This is a genomic window from Olivibacter sp. SDN3 (assembly GCF_014334135.1).
GTDB lineage: Bacteria > Bacteroidota > Bacteroidia > Sphingobacteriales > Sphingobacteriaceae > Olivibacter.
In genome coordinates this window covers 883344-908506 of the sequence record NZ_CP060497.1, presented here as the reverse complement: position 1 = coordinate 908506, position 25163 = coordinate 883344, and the positions used below count along the sequence as shown (strand labels likewise).

The 25163-nt window shown below is 40.0% G+C and carries 24 protein-coding genes; 12 read left to right on the top strand and 12 right to left on the bottom strand.

Annotation, left to right across the window (positions count from 1 at the left end):
* Positions 1–6: 6 nt before the first annotated feature.
* The gene (gene ruvX / locus H8S90_RS03695) at positions 7–423 is read right to left on the bottom strand and encodes a Holliday junction resolvase RuvX (RefSeq protein WP_187341249.1); all 417 of its coding nucleotides are present in this window, start codon (positions 421–423) and stop codon (positions 7–9) included.
* Positions 424–558: 135 nt separating this feature from the next.
* On the opposite strand from ruvX, the gene H8S90_RS03690 reads away from it, so the two are divergent.
* Genes H8S90_RS03690 through H8S90_RS03675 form a run of 4 tightly spaced genes read left to right on the top strand, consistent with a single transcriptional unit; the run spans position 559 to position 5104 of the window.
* The gene (locus H8S90_RS03690) at positions 559–1674 is read left to right on the top strand and encodes an ATP-binding protein (protein WP_187341248.1); all 1116 of its coding nucleotides are present in this window, start codon (positions 559–561) and stop codon (positions 1672–1674) included.
* Positions 1675–1708: 34 nt separating this feature from the next.
* Positions 1709–3085, top strand: coding sequence for a regulatory iron-sulfur-containing complex subunit RicT (locus H8S90_RS03685; RefSeq protein ID WP_187341247.1), 1377 nt, complete (start codon positions 1709–1711; stop codon positions 3083–3085).
* A 37-nt stretch (positions 3086–3122) separates the two neighbouring features.
* A complete protein-coding gene (locus H8S90_RS03680; RefSeq protein ID WP_187341246.1) occupies positions 3123–3575 on the top strand; it encodes a gliding motility lipoprotein GldH in 453 nt (150 codons plus the stop codon).
* A 50-nt stretch (positions 3576–3625) separates the two neighbouring features.
* Entirely contained in the window at positions 3626–5104 is a 1479-nt protein-coding gene (locus H8S90_RS03675; RefSeq protein ID WP_187341245.1) for a L,D-transpeptidase family protein, read from the top strand.
* On the opposite strand, the gene H8S90_RS03670 is transcribed toward H8S90_RS03675, so the two are convergent.
* Positions 5096–5959, bottom strand: a complete 864-nt coding sequence (locus tag H8S90_RS03670; protein WP_187341244.1) for a murein L,D-transpeptidase catalytic domain family protein — start codon at positions 5957–5959, stop codon at positions 5096–5098. The genes H8S90_RS03675 and H8S90_RS03670 overlap by 9 nt on opposite strands.
* A gap of 335 nt (positions 5960–6294) precedes the next feature.
* Between H8S90_RS03670 and H8S90_RS03665 the strand changes: the two genes are divergently transcribed.
* From H8S90_RS03665 to H8S90_RS03645, 5 genes are all read left to right on the top strand, one after another.
* On the top strand, positions 6295–7077 hold the full coding sequence (locus tag H8S90_RS03665; RefSeq protein ID WP_187341243.1) for an enoyl-CoA hydratase/isomerase family protein: 783 nt from the start codon (positions 6295–6297) through the stop codon (positions 7075–7077).
* A 48-nt stretch (positions 7078–7125) separates the two neighbouring features.
* Positions 7126–8169 (top strand): AI-2E family transporter, encoded by a 1044-nt coding sequence (locus tag H8S90_RS03660; protein ID WP_187341242.1) that lies wholly within the window; start codon positions 7126–7128, stop codon positions 8167–8169.
* Positions 8170–8278: 109 nt separating this feature from the next.
* Positions 8279–8548 carry a YtxH domain-containing protein gene (locus tag H8S90_RS03655; RefSeq protein ID WP_187341241.1) on the top strand — a complete coding sequence of 90 codons (270 nt, stop codon included), beginning with the start codon at positions 8279–8281 and terminating at the stop codon, positions 8546–8548.
* Between the two features lie 62 nt (positions 8549–8610).
* Complete coding sequence (locus H8S90_RS03650; protein ID WP_187341240.1) at positions 8611–8970, top strand: phage holin family protein; 360 nt, start codon at positions 8611–8613, stop codon at positions 8968–8970.
* Positions 8954–9457, top strand: coding sequence for a hypothetical protein (locus tag H8S90_RS03645; RefSeq protein WP_187341239.1), 504 nt, complete (start codon positions 8954–8956; stop codon positions 9455–9457). The genes H8S90_RS03650 and H8S90_RS03645 overlap by 17 nt, the downstream gene beginning before the upstream one ends.
* A 118-nt stretch (positions 9458–9575) precedes the next feature.
* Here the strand turns inward: H8S90_RS03645 and groL are convergent, their stop codons facing one another.
* The 7 genes from groL to miaB all read right to left on the bottom strand — a co-directional run bounded on the left by groL (position 9576) and on the right by miaB (position 16540).
* Positions 9576–11216: a chaperonin GroEL gene (gene groL / locus H8S90_RS03640; RefSeq protein WP_187341238.1), complete on the bottom strand. Its 1641-nt coding sequence runs from the start codon at positions 11214–11216 to the stop codon at positions 9576–9578.
* 96 nt (positions 11217–11312) lie between these two features.
* Positions 11313–11588, bottom strand: a complete 276-nt coding sequence (gene groES / locus H8S90_RS03635; protein ID WP_187341237.1) for a co-chaperone GroES — start codon at positions 11586–11588, stop codon at positions 11313–11315.
* A 238-nt stretch (positions 11589–11826) separates the two neighbouring features.
* Positions 11827–12192, bottom strand: coding sequence for a preprotein translocase subunit SecG (gene secG / locus H8S90_RS03630; RefSeq protein WP_187341236.1), 366 nt, complete (start codon positions 12190–12192; stop codon positions 11827–11829).
* A gap of 12 nt (positions 12193–12204) precedes the next feature.
* Positions 12205–13188 carry a hypothetical protein gene (locus H8S90_RS03625; RefSeq protein ID WP_187341235.1) on the bottom strand — a complete coding sequence of 328 codons (984 nt, stop codon included), beginning with the start codon at positions 13186–13188 and terminating at the stop codon, positions 12205–12207.
* Between the two features lie 20 nt (positions 13189–13208).
* Positions 13209–13718 (bottom strand): LptE family protein, encoded by a 510-nt coding sequence (locus H8S90_RS03620; protein ID WP_187341234.1) that lies wholly within the window; start codon positions 13716–13718, stop codon positions 13209–13211.
* 68 nt (positions 13719–13786) lie between these two features.
* The gene (locus H8S90_RS03615) at positions 13787–15028 is read right to left on the bottom strand and encodes a sigma 54-interacting transcriptional regulator (RefSeq protein ID WP_187341233.1); all 1242 of its coding nucleotides are present in this window, start codon (positions 15026–15028) and stop codon (positions 13787–13789) included.
* Positions 15029–15082: 54 nt separating this feature from the next.
* Positions 15083–16540: a tRNA (N6-isopentenyl adenosine(37)-C2)-methylthiotransferase MiaB gene (miaB, locus tag H8S90_RS03610; protein WP_187341232.1), complete on the bottom strand. Its 1458-nt coding sequence runs from the start codon at positions 16538–16540 to the stop codon at positions 15083–15085.
* A 254-nt stretch (positions 16541–16794) separates the two neighbouring features.
* On the opposite strand from miaB, the gene H8S90_RS03605 reads away from it, so the two are divergent.
* Positions 16795–18465 carry a hypothetical protein gene (locus H8S90_RS03605; RefSeq protein ID WP_187341231.1) on the top strand — a complete coding sequence of 557 codons (1671 nt, stop codon included), beginning with the start codon at positions 16795–16797 and terminating at the stop codon, positions 18463–18465.
* Between the two features lie 104 nt (positions 18466–18569).
* Positions 18570–20342, top strand: coding sequence for a hypothetical protein (locus H8S90_RS03600; protein WP_187341230.1), 1773 nt, complete (start codon positions 18570–18572; stop codon positions 20340–20342).
* 54 nt (positions 20343–20396) lie between these two features.
* Here H8S90_RS03600 and H8S90_RS03595 read toward each other — a convergent pair whose 3' ends face one another.
* The gene (locus H8S90_RS03595) at positions 20397–21458 is read right to left on the bottom strand and encodes a branched-chain amino acid aminotransferase (RefSeq protein WP_187341229.1); all 1062 of its coding nucleotides are present in this window, start codon (positions 21456–21458) and stop codon (positions 20397–20399) included.
* A 182-nt stretch (positions 21459–21640) separates the two neighbouring features.
* On the opposite strand from H8S90_RS03595, the gene H8S90_RS03590 reads away from it, so the two are divergent.
* The gene (locus H8S90_RS03590; RefSeq protein ID WP_187341228.1) at positions 21641–22768 is read left to right on the top strand and encodes a TlpA disulfide reductase family protein; all 1128 of its coding nucleotides are present in this window, start codon (positions 21641–21643) and stop codon (positions 22766–22768) included.
* Between the two features lie 42 nt (positions 22769–22810).
* Here H8S90_RS03590 and H8S90_RS03585 read toward each other — a convergent pair whose 3' ends face one another.
* Complete coding sequence (locus tag H8S90_RS03585) at positions 22811–24103, bottom strand: HAD-IB family phosphatase (protein ID WP_187341227.1); 1293 nt, start codon at positions 24101–24103, stop codon at positions 22811–22813.
* A gap of 57 nt (positions 24104–24160) precedes the next feature.
* A complete protein-coding gene (locus tag H8S90_RS03580; RefSeq protein ID WP_187341226.1) occupies positions 24161–25126 on the bottom strand; it encodes an NAD-dependent epimerase/dehydratase family protein in 966 nt (321 codons plus the stop codon).
* Positions 25127–25163 lie beyond the last annotated feature (37 nt).

Genomic DNA, 25163 nt, shown 5'->3' with positions numbered 1-25163 from the left:
TTTTAACTATTTAAATAGTGAACTTTCCATAAAACTTTGCAGGATAATAACAGCAGATACGCTGTCAACCAAGCTCTTCTCCTGCCTTTTAGAACGTTTTAAACCGCTTTGTGCAATAGTGGCTGACGCTATTTTGGAAGTAAAGCGTTCATCAATAGTGTGAATCTGAATGGACGGGAATGTTTTCTTCAACAAACGGATAAACCCCCTGATATGCATGGCAGATTGTGAATCGCTTCCGTCCATTTGTTTGGGCATACCTACTACAAAGGCCTCCACTTGCTCGCGTGTCAGGTAATCTTTTAGGTACTGAATAATCGCATTAGGGTGAATGGTGTCTAGGGCGGTGGCGATAAGCTTTAGCGGATCGGTAACTGCAATACCTATCCGTTTCGTTCCATAATCAAAAGCCATTATTCGCATAATTTGTTATTTTTGAAGTTTACTATATGCGGGCAAAGATACGTAATTGGTAGGGGAGTTGAATGTGCAGAAAGCTTCATTAACCTAACTGTTCGAACGAATGAGAAAGCCCTTATAACGGAAAACGAGAATAACATGCAATTTAAAGATATAATTGGGCAGGAAAAGGTGAAAGCACACTTAATACGTACGGTGCAAGAGAATCGGGTCAGTCATGCACAACTCTTTTTGGGACCGGAGGGGAGCGGTAGTTTAGCTTTAGCTTTAGCTTATGCGCAGTACATAAACTGCGAGCAAAAAGAGGCTGATGATAGCTGCGGACAATGTAGCGCTTGTAGAAAATATGCAAAACTGATTCACCCCGATCTACATTTTTCCTATCCTTTTTTTGCTGCGCATAAAGAAGATACAGCAAGTACTTTTATAGAACAGTGGCGAACGACTTTTCTGTCTAATCCATATTTAGGAATGGAAACATGGAGAGCCTGTTTTGATGCCGGTAATAAACAGGCTAATATTAATATAGCCGAATGTCATCACATCATTCAGAAATTAAGTTTGAAGGCGTTCGAAGCTCCTTACAAGGTGTTGATTATGTGGTTACCTGAATATCTGGATAAAGAAGGTAATACATTGCTGAAACTTATTGAAGAACCACCTCCCGGAACCTTGTTTCTTTTAGTCGCACAAAATCAGGATCAGCTGCTCAATACCATTATTTCAAGAACTCAGCTGGTCAAGGTGAATGCGTTGGATCGGGAGTCTTTGATTAACTACCTTGTTCACCGAAAAGAATTATCGGTTGATAAGGCCAGGCAGCTGTCTTATATCAGTGGCGGTAATATGCAACTCGTGCTTGCACAGCTTACCGAAGAAAATTCGAGCAACCATTTTGATTTGCTGGTACAATGGTTACGCCTGTGTTTTGGAGCAAAAGTTTTGGATATACTAAGCCTGGTAGATGATAATTTATCAAAATTAGGCCGTGAAAATCAAAAAAGTTTTTTACTTTACGCTATCCATATCATGCGGGAAGTTATCCTTTATAAAGAAGGAGTAGCCGAATTGGTACATCTTCCGGATGCTGAAATGACCTTTGTTGAGCGGTTCAGTCCACTTTACAGTACAGAAAAGTTGGAAGCATGTGTGCGTATTTTTGAAAAGACGGGTTATCATATAGAACGAAATGCAAATCCTAAAATCTTATTTTTAGATGTATCTTTGCAATTAGTTTTATTATTTAAACACTAAACGTTCCCGGCATTGCTGGGACTCAATATATATTATGGGATGTGATAATTGCTCATCCGGAGGTGGGTGTGCGCCCGCCGGTTGCCAAAGCAATGGGTCGTGTATGACCAACGGATGTAATAAATTGGATGTTTACGACTGGCTGAATCATATGGATATGCCAGCAAACTATATACCTTTTAACGTCGTAGAAGTAAGGTTTAAAGGCTCTAAGAAGGATTTTTATATAAATTCAGAAAATCTTTACTTGGAGATGGGAGAGCCGGTGGCCGTTGAAACAGCTACCGGAGGATATGATGTTGGTTTTGTTTCCCTAACAGGAGAGCTTGTGCGGTTACAATTGAAAAAAAACAAGCTAGAACCCTCTGCTATTGAAAAGAGGATTTTTAGAAAAGCGACGGCTAATGATATGGATAAATATCAAGCAGCAAAAGATCTTGAATGGGAAACGATGCATCGTGCACGTAAATTAGCGCTGGATCTTGGGCTTTCTATGAAGCTAAGTGATGTAGACTATCAGGGAGACAAAACGAAAGCTACTTTTTATTATACCGCTGAAGGGCGTGTGGACTTTAGAGAATTGATCAAAAAGATGGCAGAGGCCTTCAGAATCAGAATAGAAATGCGACAAATAGGTATGCGGCAGGAAGCCAGTCGATTGGGAGGGATCGGTTCCTGTGGTAGGGAGCTCTGTTGTTCTACTTGGCTTACTGATTTTAAGACCGTATCAACAGCCGCGGCGAGATATCAAAACCTATCATTGAATACGTTAAAATTAGCGGGGCAATGTGGAAAGCTGAAGTGCTGTCTCAATTATGAGCTGGACACCTATATGGATGCGTTGAGGGACATTCCCAATGATATTGAAAGGCTAGAAACAAAAAGAGGGGTAGCGAGATTACAGAAGACAGATATCTTTAAACGCATGATGTGGTTCTCCTATCCGGATGACGAAAATTGGATTCCATTGTTGATAGACCGCGTGAAAGAAATTGCGCATGGAAATAAAGAAGGGTTTAAGCCGGAAGACCTGATTGAGATTCAAGAAGAAGAGATCAAAGAAGAAGTCAAAACAGTTAAATATGACTACGAGAATGTAGTGGGGCAGGATAGTTTAACGCGTTTAGATGAAAAGAATAAAAAGAAGAAACGTTCTTCAGGAAGAAAAAGAAATAAAAATAAACAACAATCTACTGACGGAAAAGCAGTTCAAAAGTTGAATGACGGCCAGGGAAAAGTCGAAAAAGGACAGAGAAGACCGAAAGCTGAAGACAGTGGTGTAAAAAAAGGTGCTGGTAAAACAGCAGAGGAAGGTAAACCAAAAAATAATAGAAGACGTTACAGAGGAAAGAAGGGAAACGTCAATAAAGATAGTAATACGAATAATGGTAATAATGGTGGAAAGCCTTAGATGTTCCTTAAAAAAAGAATACATTTTTGTTGCCATCATGATTATTGTTTCCGTGATGGGTGGCTGTAGCGATCAAGCGCTGCTGGATGAGTTTAAGGCTATTCCAAACCAATCATGGAACTATAGTGATATACCGACGTTTGATGTTCAGGTAAAGGATAAAGATCGAGCTTACAAGCTAAAAATAAATGTTAGAATAACTGCTGATTATCGATATGCCAATCTCTTTTTACTTGTCCATCAGAAAGGGCCAGGGATGGAGGAGTCGTTAACCAAAAGGGTGGAACTTAAAGTAGCGGATAAGGACGGTAGGTGGCTGGGTAAGGGAGCAGGTAGTTTGTATAGTTACCAAATAGCCTATGACAATAATTATTTATTTCCTGATACGGGAACCTATGCATTTAGGTTAGAGCAGAACATGCGAGATAATCCATTAAAAGGGATTAGCGATATCGGCTTTTGTGTGGAACCGCGGAATGTGCCTAAATAGGTGATTATTGGCATTATTTATGTCCTAACAAAGGAGCTTGCTTATTAGAGATGAATAGAAAAACATTTGGTCAGCCATATAGTATATTTGCTATCCTGTTTTTTCTGCTAATTGCCGTATTGTTTAATGGCTGTGTCAAACCCAGAACACCTATTGCAGAAATTTTTGTGAGGTCAACCAGTAACAGTGTGTATAAGGAGCTGAATGACGATTCGCTAAGGATACACCTCCAGCGTACCCTTCAAGCAAATTATAATCAGTTTAAAAACCCTAGATATTTGATGGGTTTTTACGCTAGCGCGGATTTTCAACCGATTCTTTTAAAGCAGTTTTACCCAGACTCCTCCGTGTTTTATTTCATCAACTACTTAGAAAAGGTTAAAGAACATGGTTTCTCGCTCAAAGATATTGGGTCTAGGAGACTGAGAAAATCCGTTGAAGATCTTTCGGATAAGCATGTGGTTACAGCTATTGATGAAGCTTATCAGCAGCTTGTTTGGACAGAGCTACTCTTTGCTGAAGCATTAACAAATTATAGCATTGCCTTGCAGTATGGTGTGCTCCATCCGATGCGTGTTTTACCTCGGTATTATATCGAAACGAAACGGCCCGATAGTCTCAGCTTTCATCAGGTGCTTAGCACAGATAATTTAGTTCGTCATCTAGATAGTATACAGCCGGATATGCCCATGTATAAAATGTTGCAACAGGCTTTAGTCGGGGCAGAACATAAAGAGAGTTCATTGGGTAATGAAGAGCAATCTGTCTCGGATAAGATGACCCTTATCGCTAACCTGGAGCGCTTACGTTGGAAGCAGGAGCGTGATAGCAGTTGGGCGGTTTTTGTTAATATCCCAGCGTACCATTTGTCTGTTGTGAAAGATCGCAAAGCGATTGTATCGATGAAAGTGGTTGTTGGAAAGGCAGGAGGGCAGGAAACTCCCGTATTACGGAGTTTGATACAGAGTGTACAGGTAAACCCTGTCTGGAATATTCCGGCGAGTATCGCTTCAAACGAGATTTTGGCACATGCACAGACGGATAAATTTTACCTTAGAAACAACGGCATAGATGTTTTTTATAAAGGCAAGAAAATGGAGGCAGCCGATAGTATAGATTGGTCGGGTTACGATAAGGAACATTTACCGTTTACCTTTAAGCAGCAGCCTGGAAGAACCAACGCTTTGGGGCAGATCAAATTTTTATTTAAGAATGGTAGCAGTGTGTATTTGCATGATACACCGGCAAAAGGAGCTTTTGGGCGAGCTACAAGAGCAGCTAGCCATGGCTGCGTAAGAGTTGAAAAACCGTTGGTATTAGCACAAGCGATTTTTGGCGAAGGGGCTAAATATGATACTATTGCGCGTGAAATGGGAAGAGATGACCCGCATGCGAAAACCATTCATTTAGATCCAAAAGTTGAAGTAGTTTTAGATTATGCCACCAGTAAATTGGACGAACAGGGGCAGTTGGTGTTCTACCCGGATATCTACAAGCTGGATACGATAGTTTATCAAGCGTTAAAGTAAGTTACCCTCGTCAGCCAACAAGGCAGAAGAATCGCCAAGCATTGTTTGGCCTGTTTCATCTTCATTGATAGAGGAGGCCATCGCCATTAAACTACGCGTTATCGGTTGTTCATTTAGCAAAGCAGATTGATAAGCACTTGATTTGCCATAGATGTACAAAACAGAACGATCTTTGATAAGATCAATGATTTTGTCTTTTAATACCTCGGAAACCGCAGGGCAGCCTTGGCTCACTCCCATACGATCTTGTCCCTTCAAAATGTTTGGACCTACATACCATGCACCGTGCATGACAATAGCCCTCGAACGAGCGTTGGAGTTAAAGCCCCTATCTAAGCCATCTAAACGAAGAGAACGCCCGTGTTTTCCCTGATATGTTTCTCCCGTAAGATAAAAACCTAAACTGCTTTGGTTGGAATTCGACCTGTTCGAAAAGCTTTTGGCTTCAGCTAGACCACTGCCGCGGCCATGCGAAACATAGGTGTTCAGTAAAATACTATCTTTTTCAACATCAATAATCCATAAACGAGGTTCCCTACTATGTAAACTTAGATCTGCAATGGTCAGAATAGAAGAAGTAGTTTTACCTTGCTCCCGTAAATTTAAGTAACCGATATATGCTTGTTTAAATACACTGCTGTCTAAAACAGGAACATTTGCATGTTGCTGGTCAAATATCGTTTCAAATTTATAGCTAACAAAAGAAAGAGCACTTAAGGCTTTTTTCTTTTCTATCGGAGATGTATTTGTTGTTGGAAATTCGGTTCGGTTGATAGAACGCCAACTAATGCTAACAATTAATGCTAAAACTGAAAAAATAAGACAAGGTAATACAATACTTTTCTTTAACTTCATAGGATCTAAATTTCTCTTAAACCATCAATACCAAAAACTTGTCGTAAAATATCAAACAACAAAACGCAAGTTCCCTGAAATTATTGCGAAGCAAATGTAAGGATAAAAATCTCAAAAGAAAATTCCTTGTAGGAAATTATTTAACTATTATGATAATAAAAACAATTATTTGACAAAAATGCTGTTTTAATAGCGATGGTGCGTGACTTTGCAACTTATCGTAAAATAAATAAAAACATTTTTCTTGAAAATTGTTAAAATACGTAAACTTAAATAGTATAGAATATTTTCTCGTAATCAATCGCGGGAGGCAGAAAACAACAAAGCACTTGAAGATGAACTATCAACATTTATTGACGGTAATAGCGAGTAATATATTAAGGGTAACCATTAATCGGGAGCAAAAGCTCAATGCTTTAAATAAAGAAACATTAATGGAACTGCACGACGTGTTAACCAAAGCCTTGTCGGATACGGAGGTAAGGGGAATAATCTTGACTGGCACGGGAGAGAAAGCTTTCGTTGCCGGGGCGGATATCCGGGAGTTTTCTGATTTTAATTCAGCTGAAGGAAGAGACTTGGCAAGTGATGGGCAAAGGAAGGTCTTTGATCTTATCCATCATGCAGAAAAGCCAATTATTGCTGCAATTAATGGTTTTGCTTTAGGCGGAGGCTTGGAACTCGCGTTGGCGTGTCATATCCGGGTGGCCAGCCATATGGCAAGAATGGGGTTGCCTGAGGTTTCGTTGGGCCTGATTCCGGGATATGGAGGAACGCAACGCTTGACACAATTGGTTGGTCGTGGAAATGCGCTGGAAATTATTCTAACGGGCAATATGATCAATGCGGAGAAAGCACTGCAGATAGGTTTGGTAAACCATGTTGTGCCGGCAGATGAAGTCATTACAAAAGCGGAAGATATTCTCGTTGATATATTGCTTCGTTCACCAAATGCCGTAGCAGCAGCAATCCGGGCGGTAAACGCCTCGCTTATTGATGGGCAGGATGGTTTTAGCACAGAAATTGAAGAATTTGGTAACTGTTTTGGTACCGCTGATTTTAAAGAAGGTGTTTCCGCATTTCTGGAAAAGCGAACACCGGTCTTCAATAAAAAATAATTAGGTAGTATCGGTTTTGTTTTTTAATTTTTCCTTTTAACTTTATGCATGTCGGCAGCTTTATTTGATCAAAAACAGCGTAATAATATCACGCTTATTATTATCATTATTCTTGGGGCTTTTATTCTTTTTTCTTTAAGTGGAATTTTTGGTGCGCTTTTGGCAACACTGGTGATGTATACGATTTTTAGACCAGTGAACATTTTCTTAATTGAACGGTGGAAATGGCGCAAATCATTGTCGGCCACTTTTATTATAATTGGGTCCTTCTTTATTATTGTCTTTCCCTTCTATGGACTCATTAATATGATAGCCAAGAAAGTAATCGCGTTAACCAGAGATCCTGAGAAAATTCAACAGACCATAAATGAGATCAATAAGTTTATGGGAGACAAATTACAGCAGCCGGACCTTATTGCAGACAATTTACAAAAAGGGGTATCTTATGCTGGAAACTTACTTACTTCCATTCTTGGGGGAGCTGCCAATTTATTGCTGGAGCTTACAGTAATGTACTTCTTGCTATACTTTTTATTTGTTGGTTATCGTGAATTCGAAAAAGGACTTTTACGCTATTCTCCTTTTCGGGATGAAAATGCCATTCGTTTCGGTATTGAGCTCCGGAACATTACGTATTCGAATGTGTTGGGGCAAGGGTTTATTGCGTTAATTCAAGGAGGAGCCGTAGCTTTGGGTTACTGGATGTTTGATTTTGCAGATCCTTTATTCTGGGGAGTAATATGTGTTATTCTTTCGTTTATCCCGCTTGTTGGCGCACCTTTGGTTTTTGTGCCTGCCTGCATCATTAAGTTTATAGATGGTGATACGTTTAATGCGGTGGCGATGCTATTGTGGGGATTTATTTTGGTAACGAATATAGACAATGTACTTCGGTTAGTTATTGCAAAGAGAGTAGGGGATATACACCCGATTATAACGATTATAGGCGTGATTATAGGGATCCCGATGTTTGGTATAATGGGATTAGTGTTTGGTCCCTTGCTGTTGTCTTATTTTCTTATTACAGTGAAAATATACGAAACAAATCGTTTGGCAGAAGTGCGTTTTAACAAAAATAATTCGGGAGACTAATTGTTGGCAAACAGTTTGCTCTATATTTTGTATTAATAAGAGGTATTTTTTATTGCCTTTGTTTGTATATATTTTATAATTTATAATTAACATTTAATTTTTGAAAGTCATGAACGATAATGGAAAAGTAGTTGCTGCTTTGCTAACAGGGTTGGCCGCAGGCGCCGCGCTAGGTATTTTATTTGCGCCTGAAAAGGGATCTGATACTAGAGATAAGTTAAGTGACTCCCTGAAGGATTTAGGAGATGCTATAAAAGAGCGTACAGCAGAACAGGTGGAACAGTTCAATGATCTAAAGGAGCGTGTGGTATCTACTGTTAAGTCGAAAGTAAAAAAAGGAGAAGCTGAAATTGAAGAAGCTCTTGAAGAGCACGCTTGAATATAAGTCTAATCCGCTAAGGGTGTGGAGATTTTTACACCCTTAGTGGAAATAAACCGTATATGGAAGATAAAAAATTTTCAATAAAAGGTGTCATACAAAAGCTGAAAGAATATGTTGAGAATTATACAAATTTAGCTTACCTCAAAGTTGTTGCAAAAGTTTCTAAAATTTTGCCAGGTGTTGTAATTGGTATAATAAGCCTCTTATTTTTATTTTTCGTGGTGTTTTTCCTGAGTATAGCATTTGCGCTCTTTATAGGAGAGCTTTTAAATAGTTACGCTTTAGGCTTCGCACTCACGGGGGCACTCTTCATATTACTGATTTTATTGATTATCCTTTTCAAGAATTCAATTAAGAGAGGTGTTTCGGCTATTTGTATTCGTACCCTCGTAAGCTTACGTAATGATGAAGACGACTAAAATTACCAATTTGAATGAATTGCACGCCGAAATCGTTAGGCTTAAGCTTCTTAAAACTGAACAGGAGGCTTATTTAGGAGATCAGTTTGCCTTACTGAGAGATAAAGTAAATAAGCCGTTCCAGATGGTGCAAAATGTATTTTCTTTTTTCCCTATGGGAAAAGGCAATATTGCTGACAAGTTTAGCAAGAAACAAGGCTTTCGCGAAGATTGGTTAACAAAAACACTTAGGATAGGTCTACCTTTTCTACTGAACCGTATTTTCTTTCGGAAAGCTGGTTACTTTAAGCGACTTATGTTAGGTCTGGTGTCTACTCAAGCTGCTGGTTTTTTGAATAAAGACCGGTTGGCTCAAGGAATAGATGCTATAACTTCTTGGCTAAAAAAGAAACCAAAAAACGGGGTTAGTAGCCCCGTGGCCACCGGTAGGAAAAAAAACCGAAATGATTATAATTTTGGTATTCCTCCGGATAGCGAAACATATTGATGCTATTCGTTAGCAGGGATTTGCAGAATATGGGCAATAGCCTTGTAAACCCGCAAAAAGAAAGCCGTTGCTCTTTTATAAGAACAACGGCTTTTTGTATTGGTGAAAATGTATTTTACTACATCATGCCGCCCATGCCACCACCCATAGGAGGAGCACCAGCTGCGCCAGCTTTTTCTTCTTCTGGCTCATCGGCTAATATACATTCAGTAGTTAACAACATCGCGGCAATGGAAGCTGCATTTTCTAAAGCAACACGTGACACTTTAGTTGGATCAATTACCCCAGCACCGATCAAATTCTCGTATTTATCAAAACGAGCATTATATCCGTAGTCTGCAGAACCTTCTTTTACTTTTTGAACGACGATCGAACCTTCAATACCGGCGTTGTTGCAAATAGTCCGTAATGGTTCTTCGATTGCGCGTTTAATGATGTTGATACCGGTTGTTTCGTCTTCGTGATCACCTTTAAGATTCTCAAGAGCTTCAATAGCACGAATAAATGCGACACCACCTCCAGCTACGATACCTTCTTCAACGGCAGCGCGTGTAGCATGTAATGCATCATCCACACGATCTTTCTTTTCTTTCATTTCAACTTCTGTTGCGGCACCTACGTAAAGTACAGCAACACCACCTGCTAACTTGGCTAGACGTTCTTGTAGTTTTTCGCGGTCGTAGTCAGATGTAGTTGTTTCAATTTGTGCTTTGATCTGACCAACACGTGCTTTAATTTGTTCAGCCTCACCAGATCCGTTGATAATAGTGGTGTTGTCTTTGTCAACAACTACTTTTTCAGCCTGTCCCAAGTAAGAAAGTTCAGCATTCTCTAATTTATATCCTCTTTCTTCCGAGATAACTGTACCTCCGGTTAAGATAGCAATGTCTTCTAGCATGGCTTTGCGGCGGTCGCCAAAACCTGGAGCTTTAACTGCTGCCACTTTCAATGAACCACGAATTTTATTAACTACCAAGGTAGCTAATGCTTCACCATCTAAATCCTCTGCGATAATCAATAATGGTTTGCCGGTTTGTACCTGTTTTTCCAAAATAGGGAGCAACTCTTTCATATTGCTGATTTTTTTATCATAAATCAATATGTAAGGGTTTTCTAATTCTGCTTCCATTTTTTCTGTGTTGGTAGCAAAGTAAGGTGATAAATAACCACGGTCAAATTGCATACCTTCAACAGTTTTAACTTCTGTTTCGGTACCTTTGGCTTCTTCGACAGTAATTACACCATCTTTACCTACTTTTTCCATCGCCTCGGCAATCAGTTCGCCGATTATTTCATCATTGTTAGCGGAAATGGAAGCAACTTGTTTGATTTTACTGTTGTCTTCACCTACTGTCTGTGATTGCTGTTGTAAGCTTTCAACAACTTTGGTGACAGCTTTGTCAATACCACGTTTTAAATCCATTGGATTAGCTCCCGCTGCTACATTTTTGATACCAGCTGTAACAATAGCTTGAGCCAAAACCGTCGCCGTGGTTGTTCCGTCTCCCGCTTGATCGGCAGTTTTGGAAGCTACCTCTTTAACCATCTGAGCGCCCATGTTTTCAAGAGCATCTTTCAAGTCAATCTCTTTAGCTACAGTAACACCATCTTTGGTAATAGCAGGTGAACCGAATTTCTTTTCAATAATTACATTACGGCCTTTAGGACCTAAGGTTACCTTCACGGCGTTGGCTAAAATGTCAACACCTCTTTTTAAAGCATCACGGGCTTCTACATTATATTTTACCTGTTTTGACATAGTTTTTTGATTTTTAAATCGAGTATAACATTTTTACTTGCAGTTATACCCTAATTACTCGTTAATGAATTTAATCAGTTTTCAACTAGTACCGCACTAGATTACAGCATAGATATCAGATTCGCGCATAATTAAATACTCTTTCCCTTCATAGGTTATCTCTGTGCCGGCGTATTTACCGTACAAAACTTCATCGCCGACTTTAACAGTTATAGGCTCATCTTTTTTACCTTCGCCTACCGCAACAATAGTTCCACGTTGTGGTTTTTCTTTAGCAGTATCAGGGATGTAGATGCCTGACGCAGTTTTTTCTTCAGCAGCAGCGGCTTCTACCACTACTCTGTCTCCAATCGGTTTAATACTTAATGCCATAATTTTAATAACTTATTTTATTGTTGTTTTATTAGATTAACTTTTCGGATTTATAGAGGCACTAACTATGCCAAAATCATAAAAGCACTATTTCTTGTCATTTTTTCATTTACATGTGTCTGAATGAATATGAATTGTTTTTTTTGATGTCAGCCAGTCTGAATATTTGTCAGTCTGAATATAAAAAAATAGCATCGCCTAGGCGATGCTATTTTTTTATATTCAGACCTGAAGTGAATTAATTGGTCGAATCAGTTGCTGCTGGTTGTTCCTGTGGAGCTACTGGAGTAGGGGTAGCAGGAGATTGTAAAGGAGCACTGGGGCTTGTTGTTGGCGTGATTTGACGTTGCAGATCAATCCCTTTATTTGAACCCGAGCTCATTCCTGGATTCGTTATATTGATCAAGAGGGAAAAAACCATAATAGAAACCACCAACACCCAGGTTCCCTTTTCTAAAATATCGCCAGTGCGTTGCACCCCCATCAGGTTATTTGAACCTGCAAAATTAGAAGCAAGGCCCCCTCCTTTTGGGTTCTGGATTAAAACTACAAATACCAAGAGCACACAGGCTAAAATGGTAAGTACGATAAATAATGTATACATTTCTTTATGAGGTTAATTAATTTTACTTTCTAAGTCTTTGATACGGTCGGCAAAATAAACACTTTTTTTGGGATATTTCAAACTTAATTTCATGTATGTGTCAATCGCTTTGTGATAAAGGCCCTGTTCAACGTAGATCTGAGCCAATGTCTCTGATACAAATGTTGATTGATCTTCTGCGCTTCTGCGAGCCTTGTTCTCCAGTGTTATCTTATTGGCAGAGGGAGGCTTTATCTGCGGTTCTTCTTTGATAAACCTATCGATAATATGTTCTGTTTTATGTGAAACATTAAAGGTTACGGTTTTGCTTTCTTCTTTAACACTTAGTTTGTCTTCCGGTGATTGCAGATGAAATATATTCTCGCGAATTTGTTGATCTAATACCACGTCGTTTACATGATCTTTCAGGCGTTTCAGCGAAGGTTTTCTTTTCGTTGCGTAAGGCTGATAGGTGTCTGCATAATCCAAACGTGTTTTATGAAGCCACCAAACAAAGCTGTAGGGCATTAATTCATCGTGGTACTTCGAAACTTCTTCTGTAGTTCCCTTGCTACTGGATTCCGTATGAGCAATCTCAATAATAGGTGCGGGGAAGTCTTCCTTCAACATTTTTTCTTGCTCCGGCACGTAATCGGCAGCAGAAATTTCTTCTGTTAATGTGTCGTCCTCCGCCTTATCTGCGAGTTGTTGCCCCAATACCTGGTCTAGCTTGGAAACCGCTTCGTATTGGTGCTCGGCCTGAACGTCATTTATAGGAGGAGTGTGTATATAACCATAAAGTCTTTCCGGTTCTTTACAAAAAAGAACCGCCTTACGCATAATTGCAGGCTCTTCATTATCTGTTTGCAATAACGTCTGTCGTTTTGCTTCCAACAGCCATAAGGGGTGACTATACGGAAAACGTGCTAAATATGCTTGCATATCTTCCTGTTCAGCCAGCGAGGGATCTGCGAGTATCTTGTTAAACTTTTGTAAGGATGTACTACGTTGTTCCATGTTTCCTGCAGATTCGGCCTTTACCAATTAGCGAAGGCGCGGTTAAAAATATCTTCTGTTAACATGAGATTAATGTCTCTGATCAGTTGTTGCTCTTGTGACTGTATGGCGTCTCTGAAATCTTTGAAACGGGTAAAAGTCTGTTCAAAACTGTTGTCTGGATTAATGTTGTCAACATATTTAACATTCACTGAAATGGTAAGGCGATTTGCCTGAGCCATATCGTTTTGTCCACCAACAGCCGCAGGAGCAATGCTATAACCCGTAATTCGTCCTTCAAATGCGGCGTCTGCCTCTCCGTTACTGACTTGATTTAATCTCGACTGACTGCGGATGCGTTCTTTCAACGACTCTGTGAGCTCCTGACTTAAATATGGGACAACAATTGGTGCAGAATTTTCAAAGATTTCTACATTGAAGGTGTTCATTCCTTCAGGAATGGAGGCTCCATTGAGTTTATAAATTCCACACGATTGCTGAAAAAAAATCAAAGGTATTAGTAATATCAATGATCTTATCGCTTTATTCATCTGTTTAGTCTTAAAAATTTTAAAGGTTCTAAACCTTCTTTTTTTATGTCAAGTCCCTTTATAAGTTATTAACTCAAATTGAGGTCTTTTATTTTCCTGTATAATGTGCGCTCAGAAATTCCTAGCTCCTGCGCTGCTAATTTACGTTTACCTTTATATTTTTTTAGTGCCTTTTTTATCAAGTCAGACTCTTTTTCAACGAGAGATAACGACTCTTCTACTTCTTCAGCGTGCGGGGCTATTTCATAGTTGTCTTTTTCACGGGAAGGTTGGTGGATAGTCAGCGGAGATGAATTTTCGTGCTGCCCACTGCCTGTGCTCGGTTGCACTTCCCTGTACAGCTGATTCAGATAGGGCGAATTGTCTGAAATGGTGTTGGGGTCAATGCCGTTTTTTAATAACTCTACTACCAGCTTTTTTAGATCAACCATATCTTTCTTCATGTCAAACAGCACTTTGTACAGAAGATCTCTTTCTGAAAAATCTTCATTGGTCTTGTTTGTTAGGCGCATGGGCAAGGTGTTGTTTCTTTCTGCAGGAAGATAGGTTTGCAATATTTGAGGTGTTATTAGCCTTTCTTTCTCCAATACCGCAATTTGTTCAGCAATATTCTTCAGCTGCCGAACATTTCCAGGCCAACTATAACTGCTTAAGAGCTGTTGGGCTTCTTCGGTTAACTGCACACTCGGACTTCTGTACTTATCGGTAAAGTCTGCTACAAATTTCCTGAATAACAAGTGAATATCTTCTCTACGATCACGTAGTGGCGGTATTTTCAAAGGAACGGTATTAAGGCGATAGTATAGATCTTCGCGGAATTTGCCCTCCTTTACTGCATCGTACACGTCAACATTAGTGGCGGCAATGATCCGTACATTAGTTTTCTGAACCTTGGAAGATCCCACACGTAAATATTCTCCGGATTCTAATACCCGAAGTAAGCGTGCCTGTGTATTTAATGGAAGTTCTGCTACTTCGTCTAAAAATATGGTGCCACCATCAACCACTTCAAAGTAACCTTTTCGTGCTTCATGTGCACCGGTAAATGATCCTTTTTCATGCCCGAAAAGCTCGGAATCAATGGTGCCCTCGGGTATGGCGCCGCAGTTTACCGCTATAAAAGCACCATGTTTTCTACTGCTCAGTTGATGGATAATATGGGAAAAAACTTCCTTTCCACTTCCACTCTCCCCAGTAATCAAGATGGAAATATCAGTAGGAGCCACCTGCCGGGCAACGTCAATAGCCCTGTTCAATAAAGGGGAGTTTCCTATAATTCCAAATCTGTTCTTTATATCCTGAATATCCATATTGTCAATACTGCCTATTTTCTGAGTTTTAGCTTATATCGAAGGGTTGGGGATTTACGCGCCGACTGTTGTTTCTGAGTTAACAATTTTACCAATCAAGGTGGCCGACGTACAACTTTCACCTAAAACGGTTACATAATCTCCTATATTAAATTGCTGATCAACAGGAAAAACAACCATAGCATTTTGGTCATTTCTGCCGCAGTAATCTTTATCCGACCGTTTTGAATATCCCTCTATAAGCACTTTATGTGTCTTTCCTACCTGTTCTTTCAGCCTTAAATGACTATGCATACGCTGCTTACTGACAACTTCCGTCAATCTACGTTTTTTGATTTCTTCCGGAATGTCGTCTGCATATCGCTTAGCCGCAAGCGTGCCGGGCCTTTCAGAATAAGCAAACATATACGCATAATCATATTGCACATAATCCATGATAGAAAGCGTATCCTGATGTTCTTCCTCTGTTTCGCTACAGAAACCGGTAATAATATCGGTGGAGATACCACATGTTGGGATGATACGGCGGATGGCGTCGACACGTTCCATATACCATGCGCGGTCGTATGTTCGGTTCATTAACTCCAGTACCCTGGAATTGCCCGACTGTACCGGCAGATGAATATAGTTACAAATGTTTTCGTGTTTGGCTATACTGTAAAGAACTTCATTAGTAATATCCTTAGGATGAGAAGTGGAGAACCGAACACGTAAGAGCGGGTTTACTGCTGCTACCATTTCCAATAACTTCGCGAAAGTGATGGTGTTGTCAATACTAGAAGTTTCCTCATCTTTCGGATCCCACTTGTAGGAGTCAACGTTCTGACCCAAGAGTGTAACCTCGCGATAACCTGCCTCGAATAAATCCCGGGCTTCCTTTACAATGGAGTATGGGTCACGACTACGTTCCCGGCCCCGGGTGAAAGGGACCACACAGAAAGAACACATATTGTCGCAACCGCGCATGATTGAAATAAAAGCTGTAACACCATTTGAATTTAAACGAACAGGACTGATATCTGCATAGGTCTCTTCTCTAGATAAGAGTACATTAACAGCACGTGTGCCATCATCTACTTTGTTGATCAGATTCGGGAGGTCTCGATAAGCATCAGGGCCAACGACTACATCTACCAACTTCTCTTCCTCTAAAAACTTGGATTTTAAGCGTTCGGCCATGCACCCTAACACCCCGACTATCATGCCTGGATTCTTGGCTTTGGCAGACTCAAATTCTTTTAATCGATTGCGAACACGTTGCTCTGCATTTTCACGGATAGAACAGGTATTAATAAATACCACGTCTGCACTTTTGTAATCATGCGTTGTTTCAAAACCATTGTCCATTAATATAGACGCAACAATTTCACTGTCAGCAAAATTCATCTGACAGCCATAACTCTCGATGTAAAGTTTACGATTGTTCTGCCTGTCATGCTTACCTTCGAGCAACAGTGCTTCCCCTTGACGAGACTCATCGTGTTCCTTTAAACTTATTTGTGTTTCTATCATGCCCATGATTTAAGGCTACAAAAGTACAAAAAAATATTTGGTTAGTGACAGTTTGTCAGCTAAGTATTTGTTTATATAACATCAGCTTTACAAAGGAAGTAGCGGTAATAAACAATTTGATGTTATTTGATGTTAAATAGAAGGAATAATATTAAATTAGATATTTAGGTATTTTTACTTTGATAACAATATTTAACCTATTTACAAATGGGCACTGTTCATAAGTGCCATAGTACAAGGAGTAGTTGATGCAGATGAATTTATACCATAGGTGGAACACAGGAAAAAAGTCGCTCTTCTGGAGTGTATTGATTTTGTTGTTGCTCATATTGGTTTTATTTGTAGTGGGAATCATACTGCAGCAAAGCTTACCAAAAAAAATAAAGGAAAAAGTGACTCAAGAAAGTCATGGCGTATATCAATTGGAGTTTGAACATATTAGGTTGAATTTGCTTACCGGAGGTGTGCGGTTTTCGGAAATCCGGCTTATGCCAGATACCGTAGCCTATAAAAAAATGGATAGCCTTCGGCAGCCGCCTCAGCTTTTTGAGATTGCCAGTGATGTTGTCTCGATTTCGGGCATGCAGTTAATCCGCTATCTATTTACCGGGAACATTGTAGTAGGGGCAATAACAATAGACAAACCTAAGGTTATAAATTGGACCATGAGAGAAGAGCCTGATGAAGCTGCAGATGAAAAAAGCAGTTTGATAGACCGGTTGCCCGAGCAGTTGATCAATAGTCGGGTAAAGAAGATCAATATCCATCAACTGTCATACCAGGGACTATCGACGCTTGATAGCACGAAAAATACCGGTACACTCAAAAATATCAGCTTGGAGGTGGTAGATCTGGATCTGGATACTTCTCGTAGGAACGATTCATTACGGTGCTGGTTTGCAAAAGACATCCGCTTATATGGAAAACAGATACATTACCGTACGGTGGATGCGATGTACGACCTCAAAATAACTAAACTGGAAGTTTCTACGGAACATCGTGAAATAGGGGTTGATTCATTCCGTGTTATTCCCAGATATCCTGAAATGGAATTCGCCAGACGACTAAAAATCAGTGGCGACAGGTACGATATGATTTTTCCCAGGATTCAGGTAAATGACGTTAATTTCAAGCGTCTGGAAGCTTTAGGTCAGTTGCCCATCCGGTCACTTCTTCTCGATAGTGCTGAAGTACGTGTTTTTGTAGATAAAGGCATGCCGGAAAAAACGACCCAAGCTTCCAATAATTTCCCTGCATTTGCTTTTCAACGCTTGTCTTTGCCGATAACTATTGATAGCCTGAAGATAAAAGGAGCCGCCATTTATTATAAAGAACGCAATCCAAAGTCGGGAAAATCAGGTACCGTTTTTTTTACGGATTTAACCGGAGATATGTTGAATGTGAGTAATGATACTTTACGATTAAAGCAAAACCGATGGGTGAAGAGTAACTTTACTACAAACTTTTTAGGAAAACCCAAGTTAACACTGGCGCTCAATTTTGATATGCTCAGCAAAGATGGCGCTTTTAATTATAAAGGAAGCTTGGAAGGTGCCCCGGCAAGTTTTTACAACCAACTTTTTGAACCTATTTCGTTGGCACGTGCTGAGGAGGGGCACATCCAGGATGTATATTTCGACGTAAAGGCTAATCGCTATCAGGCACAGGTATATACTTTAATGCGCTATAATGATCTAAAAGTTGCCGTATTGGATGCTGAAAGCGGCCAGCTTGAAAAGAAAGGATTTTTATCATTATTTGTAAACTGGGTGGCTGTGAAAAGTAATAACCCTTCACGGGAGGGGGAGCCTCCCAGAGAAGCAAAGCTCGTGTATGAACATCCGCAGGAAAGAACGTTTTTTAATCTCATGTGGAAAGCGATATATGAAGGGTTTAAAATAAATTTGGGCCTACCAAAAGTTTAAATAAAATGGATGGGAACTAAAACTTTCTGGATCGATAAGGGTTTAATGGATGTTTTGAATTTTGATAAAATTGAATATTAAATTTTAATTGTAATTGGTGTGAAATGAAACCTTTTTGGAAATGGTTTATCGGTATTTTCCTTACGCTTTTGCTCGTACTGATCGGTGGTTTATGGTATTTGGGTAACCATTGGAAACCTCTTTTAAGTGAGAAATTACATGAAATTATACTCAGTTCCAGTGATAGTTTGTATCAGGTAACCTATGACGATTTCGATTTCAACTTAGTTACGGGAAATGCCTATGTGCATAATTTTAGACTCATTCCGGATACTGGGGTGTATCAATCGTTGAAAAAGCAACAGAAGGCGCCAGATAACCTATATGATATTGCCGTTTCTAAATTGGAAATAAAGAATTTTCATCCCAAGCGGATTTATGCGCAACGAAGATTGAACATCGACCATATCCTTGTAGAGAGTCCGGAAATAAAAGTAATTAACGAAAGTCAATCGTATAACGATACCGTAACTGTTAAAGACAAACGAACGCTTTACCAGAAGATCTCTAAAGTGCTGAAAGAACTTTCCATCCATAATATAGCTTTTAGGGACGTAAATGTTACCTATACCAACCGGAATGAAGAGCTGGAAAAAACAACAAGATTAAGAAATGTCAATATAAATATTAACGACTTACAGGTAGATTCTGCGTCTCAAAATGATAGCCTACGCTTTTATAACGCAAAATCTGTAGATTTTCAAATGAATGACTACCGCCTGGCTACCGGTGATAGCTTATATTACGTTGATCTTAGTGGGATCCATTTTACTTCTGCGGAAAGAAGTATCGTGTTAAGCGGTCTGAGGATGACGCCACGCTATAATAAGGTAGACTTCTATAAGCAAACCAAATTGGCTAAAGAACGGTTTGATCTCACATTTGATACGATACAGTTTAATAATATAGACCTTTTTAAGTTGCTTAGACAACAGCGATTATACGCGGGGAATGCGCAAATTGGAAAAGCGAAAGTGGAAGTTTATAATAATACAGCCTATCCAAGAAAACCAAAGAAAGAAAAAATAGGGAAGTATCCACATCAGCAACTTAGAAAATTGGCCCTGCCACTAAAGATCGACACCTTAATGTTAAAGGAGACAGATATCAGTTATGTGGAGCATAATGGTAAGACAGGTCAGACGGGTAAAGTTACGTTCGATAGAACGAAAGGGACTTTTTATAATATTACCAATGATTCGGTAGCGTTGGCACAGAATAAGTTTCTGACGGCTGATATACACTCCAGGTTTATGAATAATGGCCACCTGCAGATACAGTTCAGCTTTGATATGGATGATAAATTGGGCGCTTTCAGCTATAAAGGCGCGTTGACAAACATGAATGCGATGGCATTAAATCCTCTGACAAAACCCTTAGCGATGATTGAAATCAGTTCTGGAAATTTCCGAAAGCTTAGTTTTCATGTAAGGGCAGATGAATATAGGGCAAGAGGAAATGTACAATTTTATTACACAGATCTGGCGGTTAATATCCTTTTAAAGAAAGAAGAGGGTAAGCAATCTGGTAACCGGGTAGTTAATACATTGGCCAATAAATTCATCATTAATGATAGTAATCCAGATGCCAACGAAAAATTCCATCCAGGCCCTATTAATTATCGAAGACCCTTAACAGCTTCTTTTTTTAACTTTTTCTGGAAGAGTTTAATGGAAGGCGTGAAGGCTAGTGCTGGTGTAACCAAAGAACGGGAAGCTAAATTGATGAATACCGCAGAAAGTGCTGATAAAACAGTAGGGAAAGTGAGAGGCTTTTTGAAAGAGGTATTTAAAAAGAAACCGAAAGATAATAAATAAAAAAACACCTGCTAATAAGGATTTGCTTCCTTATTAGCAGGTGTTTTTAGTGTATTACACCAGAAAGTTCCAGCCGAAAGCGTCTTCTATTTTACCGTATCGAAGATCGTTCAGATAGTTTACCACTTTTTTAGAGAATGGGCGAGTTTCAGGATCACTTAATTTATAGATTTTGCCTTCAAAGCCGATTTCAGAAATGGGGGTTAATGTCGCAGCGGTTCCAGCGGCGAAAGCCTCAGTTACAGAACCGTCTTCTATGCCACGTATTAATTCTTCCACACTAACATCCCTGGTTTCTGTCTTGATTCCCCAGCTTTTAGCAATATCCATAATGCTGTGTCGCGTCACTCCTTGCAAGACTGTTTCAGATCCAGGAGTAATTAAGGTGTCTCCCAACATAAATACGAGATTGGCTGTGCCTGCTTCTTCAATGAATTTATGTTCTTTTGCATCCGTCCAAATGAGCTGATCAAAGCCTTCCTCCTGTGCTAGTCGCGTTGGGTGTAACGCTAACGCGTAGTTTCCGGCATTTTTCGAAAAACCAACTCCACCTGCGGCGGCGCGTGTAAAGTGCGTTTCCACTTTTACCCGCAAAGGTTTATTGTAATAAGCACCAACGGGACCGGTAATAATGATGAATTTATAAGATTTTGATGGATGGACGCCCAAGGCTGCTTCCGTTGCAAACATGAAGGGTCTAATATATAACGATGCTCCCGCATTTGAAGGAACAAAAGCCTGATCGATAGCTATCAATTTTTTTAGTCCGTCGATGAAAATCTCTTTTGGCAATGTAGGCATCTCCAGGCGCGCCGCAGACCTGTTGAACCTTTCGAAATTTTTGTCCGGCCTGAAGATACTTACTTGACCGTCGGAAAACTTGTAAGCTTTAATACCTTCAAATATCGCTTGCCCATAGTGTAGGGCTGATGTAGCAGGGCTAATGCTGATATTTGCGTAAGGAACAATTTTGATATCCTTCCATTCGCCATCATCATAATCTGCAACCAACATGTGGTCAGATAAAATCTGTCCGAACTTAAGGTTGTTAAAGTCAACCTGCCCTAAATGAGAGTTTTGCGTTAACTCTACTGCGATGTTATAAGGATTTCCCACGATAAAAACGTTTATGTACTTCGTATGGTGCGCAATTTAGGAAAAAAGTAAGACATGGCAAATACTTGTAACATATCCATCATAATGAATTAATAAGCAATATCTTGTTGAGATAGGTTTGAATTAAATGTTACATTTGCAAGTATAATGTATAATTGTCAAGTGGTATAAATCGTGAAAAAATGAAGAAATTTATTATAGTGGCGATAACTATGATTCCCGTACTAACGTATGCGCAGCAAACGTTTACCGTTAAGGGTAAGGTTGGAAAGTTGAATTCGCCGGCAAAGGCCTATATATCGTATCGTGTGGAGGGGGAGAATCAGCTCGACTCCAGTGAAGTGGCCAATGGCGATTTTACGTTTACCGGGTCGGTAGAAGATCCGTTGAGTGCGGTGCTAGTGCTTGCTCATGAAGGAGAGCCTGTTATGGAGCTGGAGTCGCCGGATATTTTACCTATTTATTTAGAACAAGGTGAAATCAATATACAATCGGCCGATTCATTGTCGAATGCTACCTTGAGTGGTACACCATTGAACGACGATCAGGCCGTGTTAAATAAGGCACTCAGCACGGTAAAGGGTGATGAAGCTGAAATTATGGAGATGTATTATGGTGCGTCTGATGAGCAACGGGCCAGCGCTGAATTTCAGAAAGCATTTCAGGAACGCTACGAGGCCTTACAAACAAAACATCAGAATATTCTGGGAGACTTTATTAGGGATAACCCGCAATCGTTGGTGAGTATGTATACGTTGCGATCGCTGGTAGACCCGGGCAGAGATTATGAAAAAGCGGAGGAGTTCTACGGTAAGCTTTCAAATGAGGTGAAAACAAGTAAAATAGGTAGCGAATATGGTGAACTGTTGACCTTGGCAAAAGGAACGAGTATCGGATCACCTGCTCCGGAGTTTAGCATGAACGATACTACCGATAACCCTGTTGCTCTTTCTTCTTTTAAAGGGAAATATGTGTTGATCGATTTTTGGGCAAGTTGGTGTGGCCCTTGTAGGCAAGAGAACCCTAATCTGGTAGAAGCGTATAATAAGTTTAAGGATAAGAATTTCACGGTACTGGGCGTTTCACTGGATCGTCCAAATGGTAAGGCAGCATGGCTGAAGGCAATTCAGGATGATGGTCTAAGCTGGACGCAGGTTTCTGATCTGCAGTTTTGGAATAATGCAGCAGCGAAACTCTATGGGGTACGTGGTATACCCGCTAATTTCCTGATTGATCCCGAAGGCAAAATCGTTGCCAAAAATCTCCGAGGCGAAGAACTGCATAGTAAATTGCAGGAAATCTTAAATTAAGAGCAAAAGGCTGTATCTCGCCGATGCCGCCTTTTTGTTTTTTTAATATAAAATACGCAGCTTTATGGTGGTGGCAATTAGCCTTAACTCTTTTAGCAGCTTATTGTCGTATCCTTTACTGATGTCGGTAATGACATAGCCAATATTTCCCTTAGTCATCAGGAATTGCGCTACAATATTAATATGATGCTCAGCAAATACATGATTGATCTGGGCTATAATACCTGGAACATTCTGATGTATGTGAATCAAACGGTGTGCCTGGTGTATTCTCGGAAGCTGCATATTGGGAAAATTGCGGCTCATAGCCGTATCGCCTTTATTGATAAAGTCAGCCATCCTTTTAGGAATAAACTCACCGTTACGTTTCTTGTTCTTTTTGTCGTCAAAAATAACAATACCCATTTCGTTGCATAACTCACGATCAACGAATCCCTTGCTGTTACCTAAATAGCCGATTGTCTTTAGCTTTTCCGCGTGTTTTAATTCTTCACTATTTATGCTGATCCCATTGGCAACAAGTAGCATTCCTATATCACTAACGTACTTTTCTTCAAGTGTTTCCTTATGCCTGATCGAAAAGCCGTCGCGTCGCAGTAAGTGGATAGCGATCTCTGGTACATCTCCCACTATTAAGCAAAGTATACGGTTTTTAGGGTAGGAAATCGCCCTGGGAAGGTGGTTGACATATAAAAATTCATCCAGGCTCGGCGTAATATGGTCGGCCCTTTCTGAAACGGATTTACGTTCTATATTTTCGGTGAAGGCATAAAATTTTTCAATTAGTCCCGATTCCTTTAGCTGAAAATCGGAGTAACCGTCTCCAATGCCATAAATTGTGCCATCAAGGTTCATTGTTTTTAATAGCTTGACCTTTCCTCCTTCGTCAGATAGGGGGTTATTCTCATCATAACCAATGATATTCCCTTCCTCATCGAAAAGAAATGTGTTGGCGTAAATATTTTCAGCTTTTATACCATAAGGTCTTACCACGGGAGTGATAAACTCTTTAAATCCTCCAGAAACGATTAATACCTCTTGATTATGTGCTTTAAGGAAATCTCTGTTTCGTGAAAAAGAAGATGATACCTTTTTCTTCAATATAGTGATCAGTTTATTGAGATGTGTTCTGTTTGCCTGCAATAGTTTTACACGTCCAGTCAGACTTTCCCGGAAGGAAATATTGCCTTCCATAGCTGCATTTGTCAGTCTTTCTATTTCCTTATAAATAAGTTCGCTTGCGGGATGATGCTCCAAGGATATTCTAGCTAATTCATCAAGTGCTTCAACTTGGGTAAAAGTACTGTCGAAATCAATGATGTAGTAATGCTTCATTTTTCTATTATTATTTTTGAAGTTTTTTAACCTTCGTGTAATGATGTATGGCCACAGCTATATTTTTTCGCAAATCTCTTTTAAAGTGTGTGCTAGTGGCTTGAATGCGAAATTCGTTTTTTCCTTTAATTTTATATTCGAAAATGCCTGCTTCTTTAACGCTGCATGAGCGGTGTCGCGTGTTAAACTGGGCGTTTCTCCCGTAAACCAAGAACGTAGTTTTGCGGCTCTCCAGGCCACACCGAGCATTTTGTGGGTAGCCTTTTTCTTTGGGGCAGGTCGTCTAAGGTAGGAGGAACACAGCGTGAACAGGTTCTTGTAACTAATGTTTTCATTATTGATAATGAAGCGTTCGTTTTTGACAGCTTCATTATTCATTAAGAGAATTGCTGCTTTAGCAACGTCTTCAACATCAACAAGCCCCACGCTCCCATCGGTATAATAATTAAGTCCGTTTTTTAGCAGCTTGAATATAGCGCCACTTCCCTTTGTCCCAGATTGATAACCAATGATAAGCGAGGGATTCAGGATAACGGCTTCCAGCCCTTCTATGGTGCCTCTCCATACTTCCATTTCGGCCTCATACTTTGAAATGGCATAGCCGTGTTGTGTTCCATCAAACTCCCACATATCTTGCTCATCAGCCTCCCGAGCCCCTGGTTTTGGGTAGCCAATGGCAGCAATGGAGCTTATATACAATAAGCGCGCCTGGTAATCTATGCAAAGATTCACAATGTGAGCCGTTCCCTCGGCGTTAATCCTCAATAATTTTTTCTTGTCGGCGGGATCAAAGGAAACCAAGGCCGCGCAGTGATATACCTGATGAATCCCTTCAAAAGCATCTTGAAGCTCAAAGAAGTTTAGGATATCGGCCTCTACCCATTCTATGGAGGGGTGTTCGGCTAAATCTACAGGGATCAGGGAAGAACTGCGTTTAGTGGCCCGAATACGTTGCCCGGCAGCTAGTAACTGCCTGATAAGCGTAGCTCCCAAAAAACCTGTTCCACCGGTAACTAATATCACTGTCTTATATTTATCCGAGATTGATTACAAACTTAGC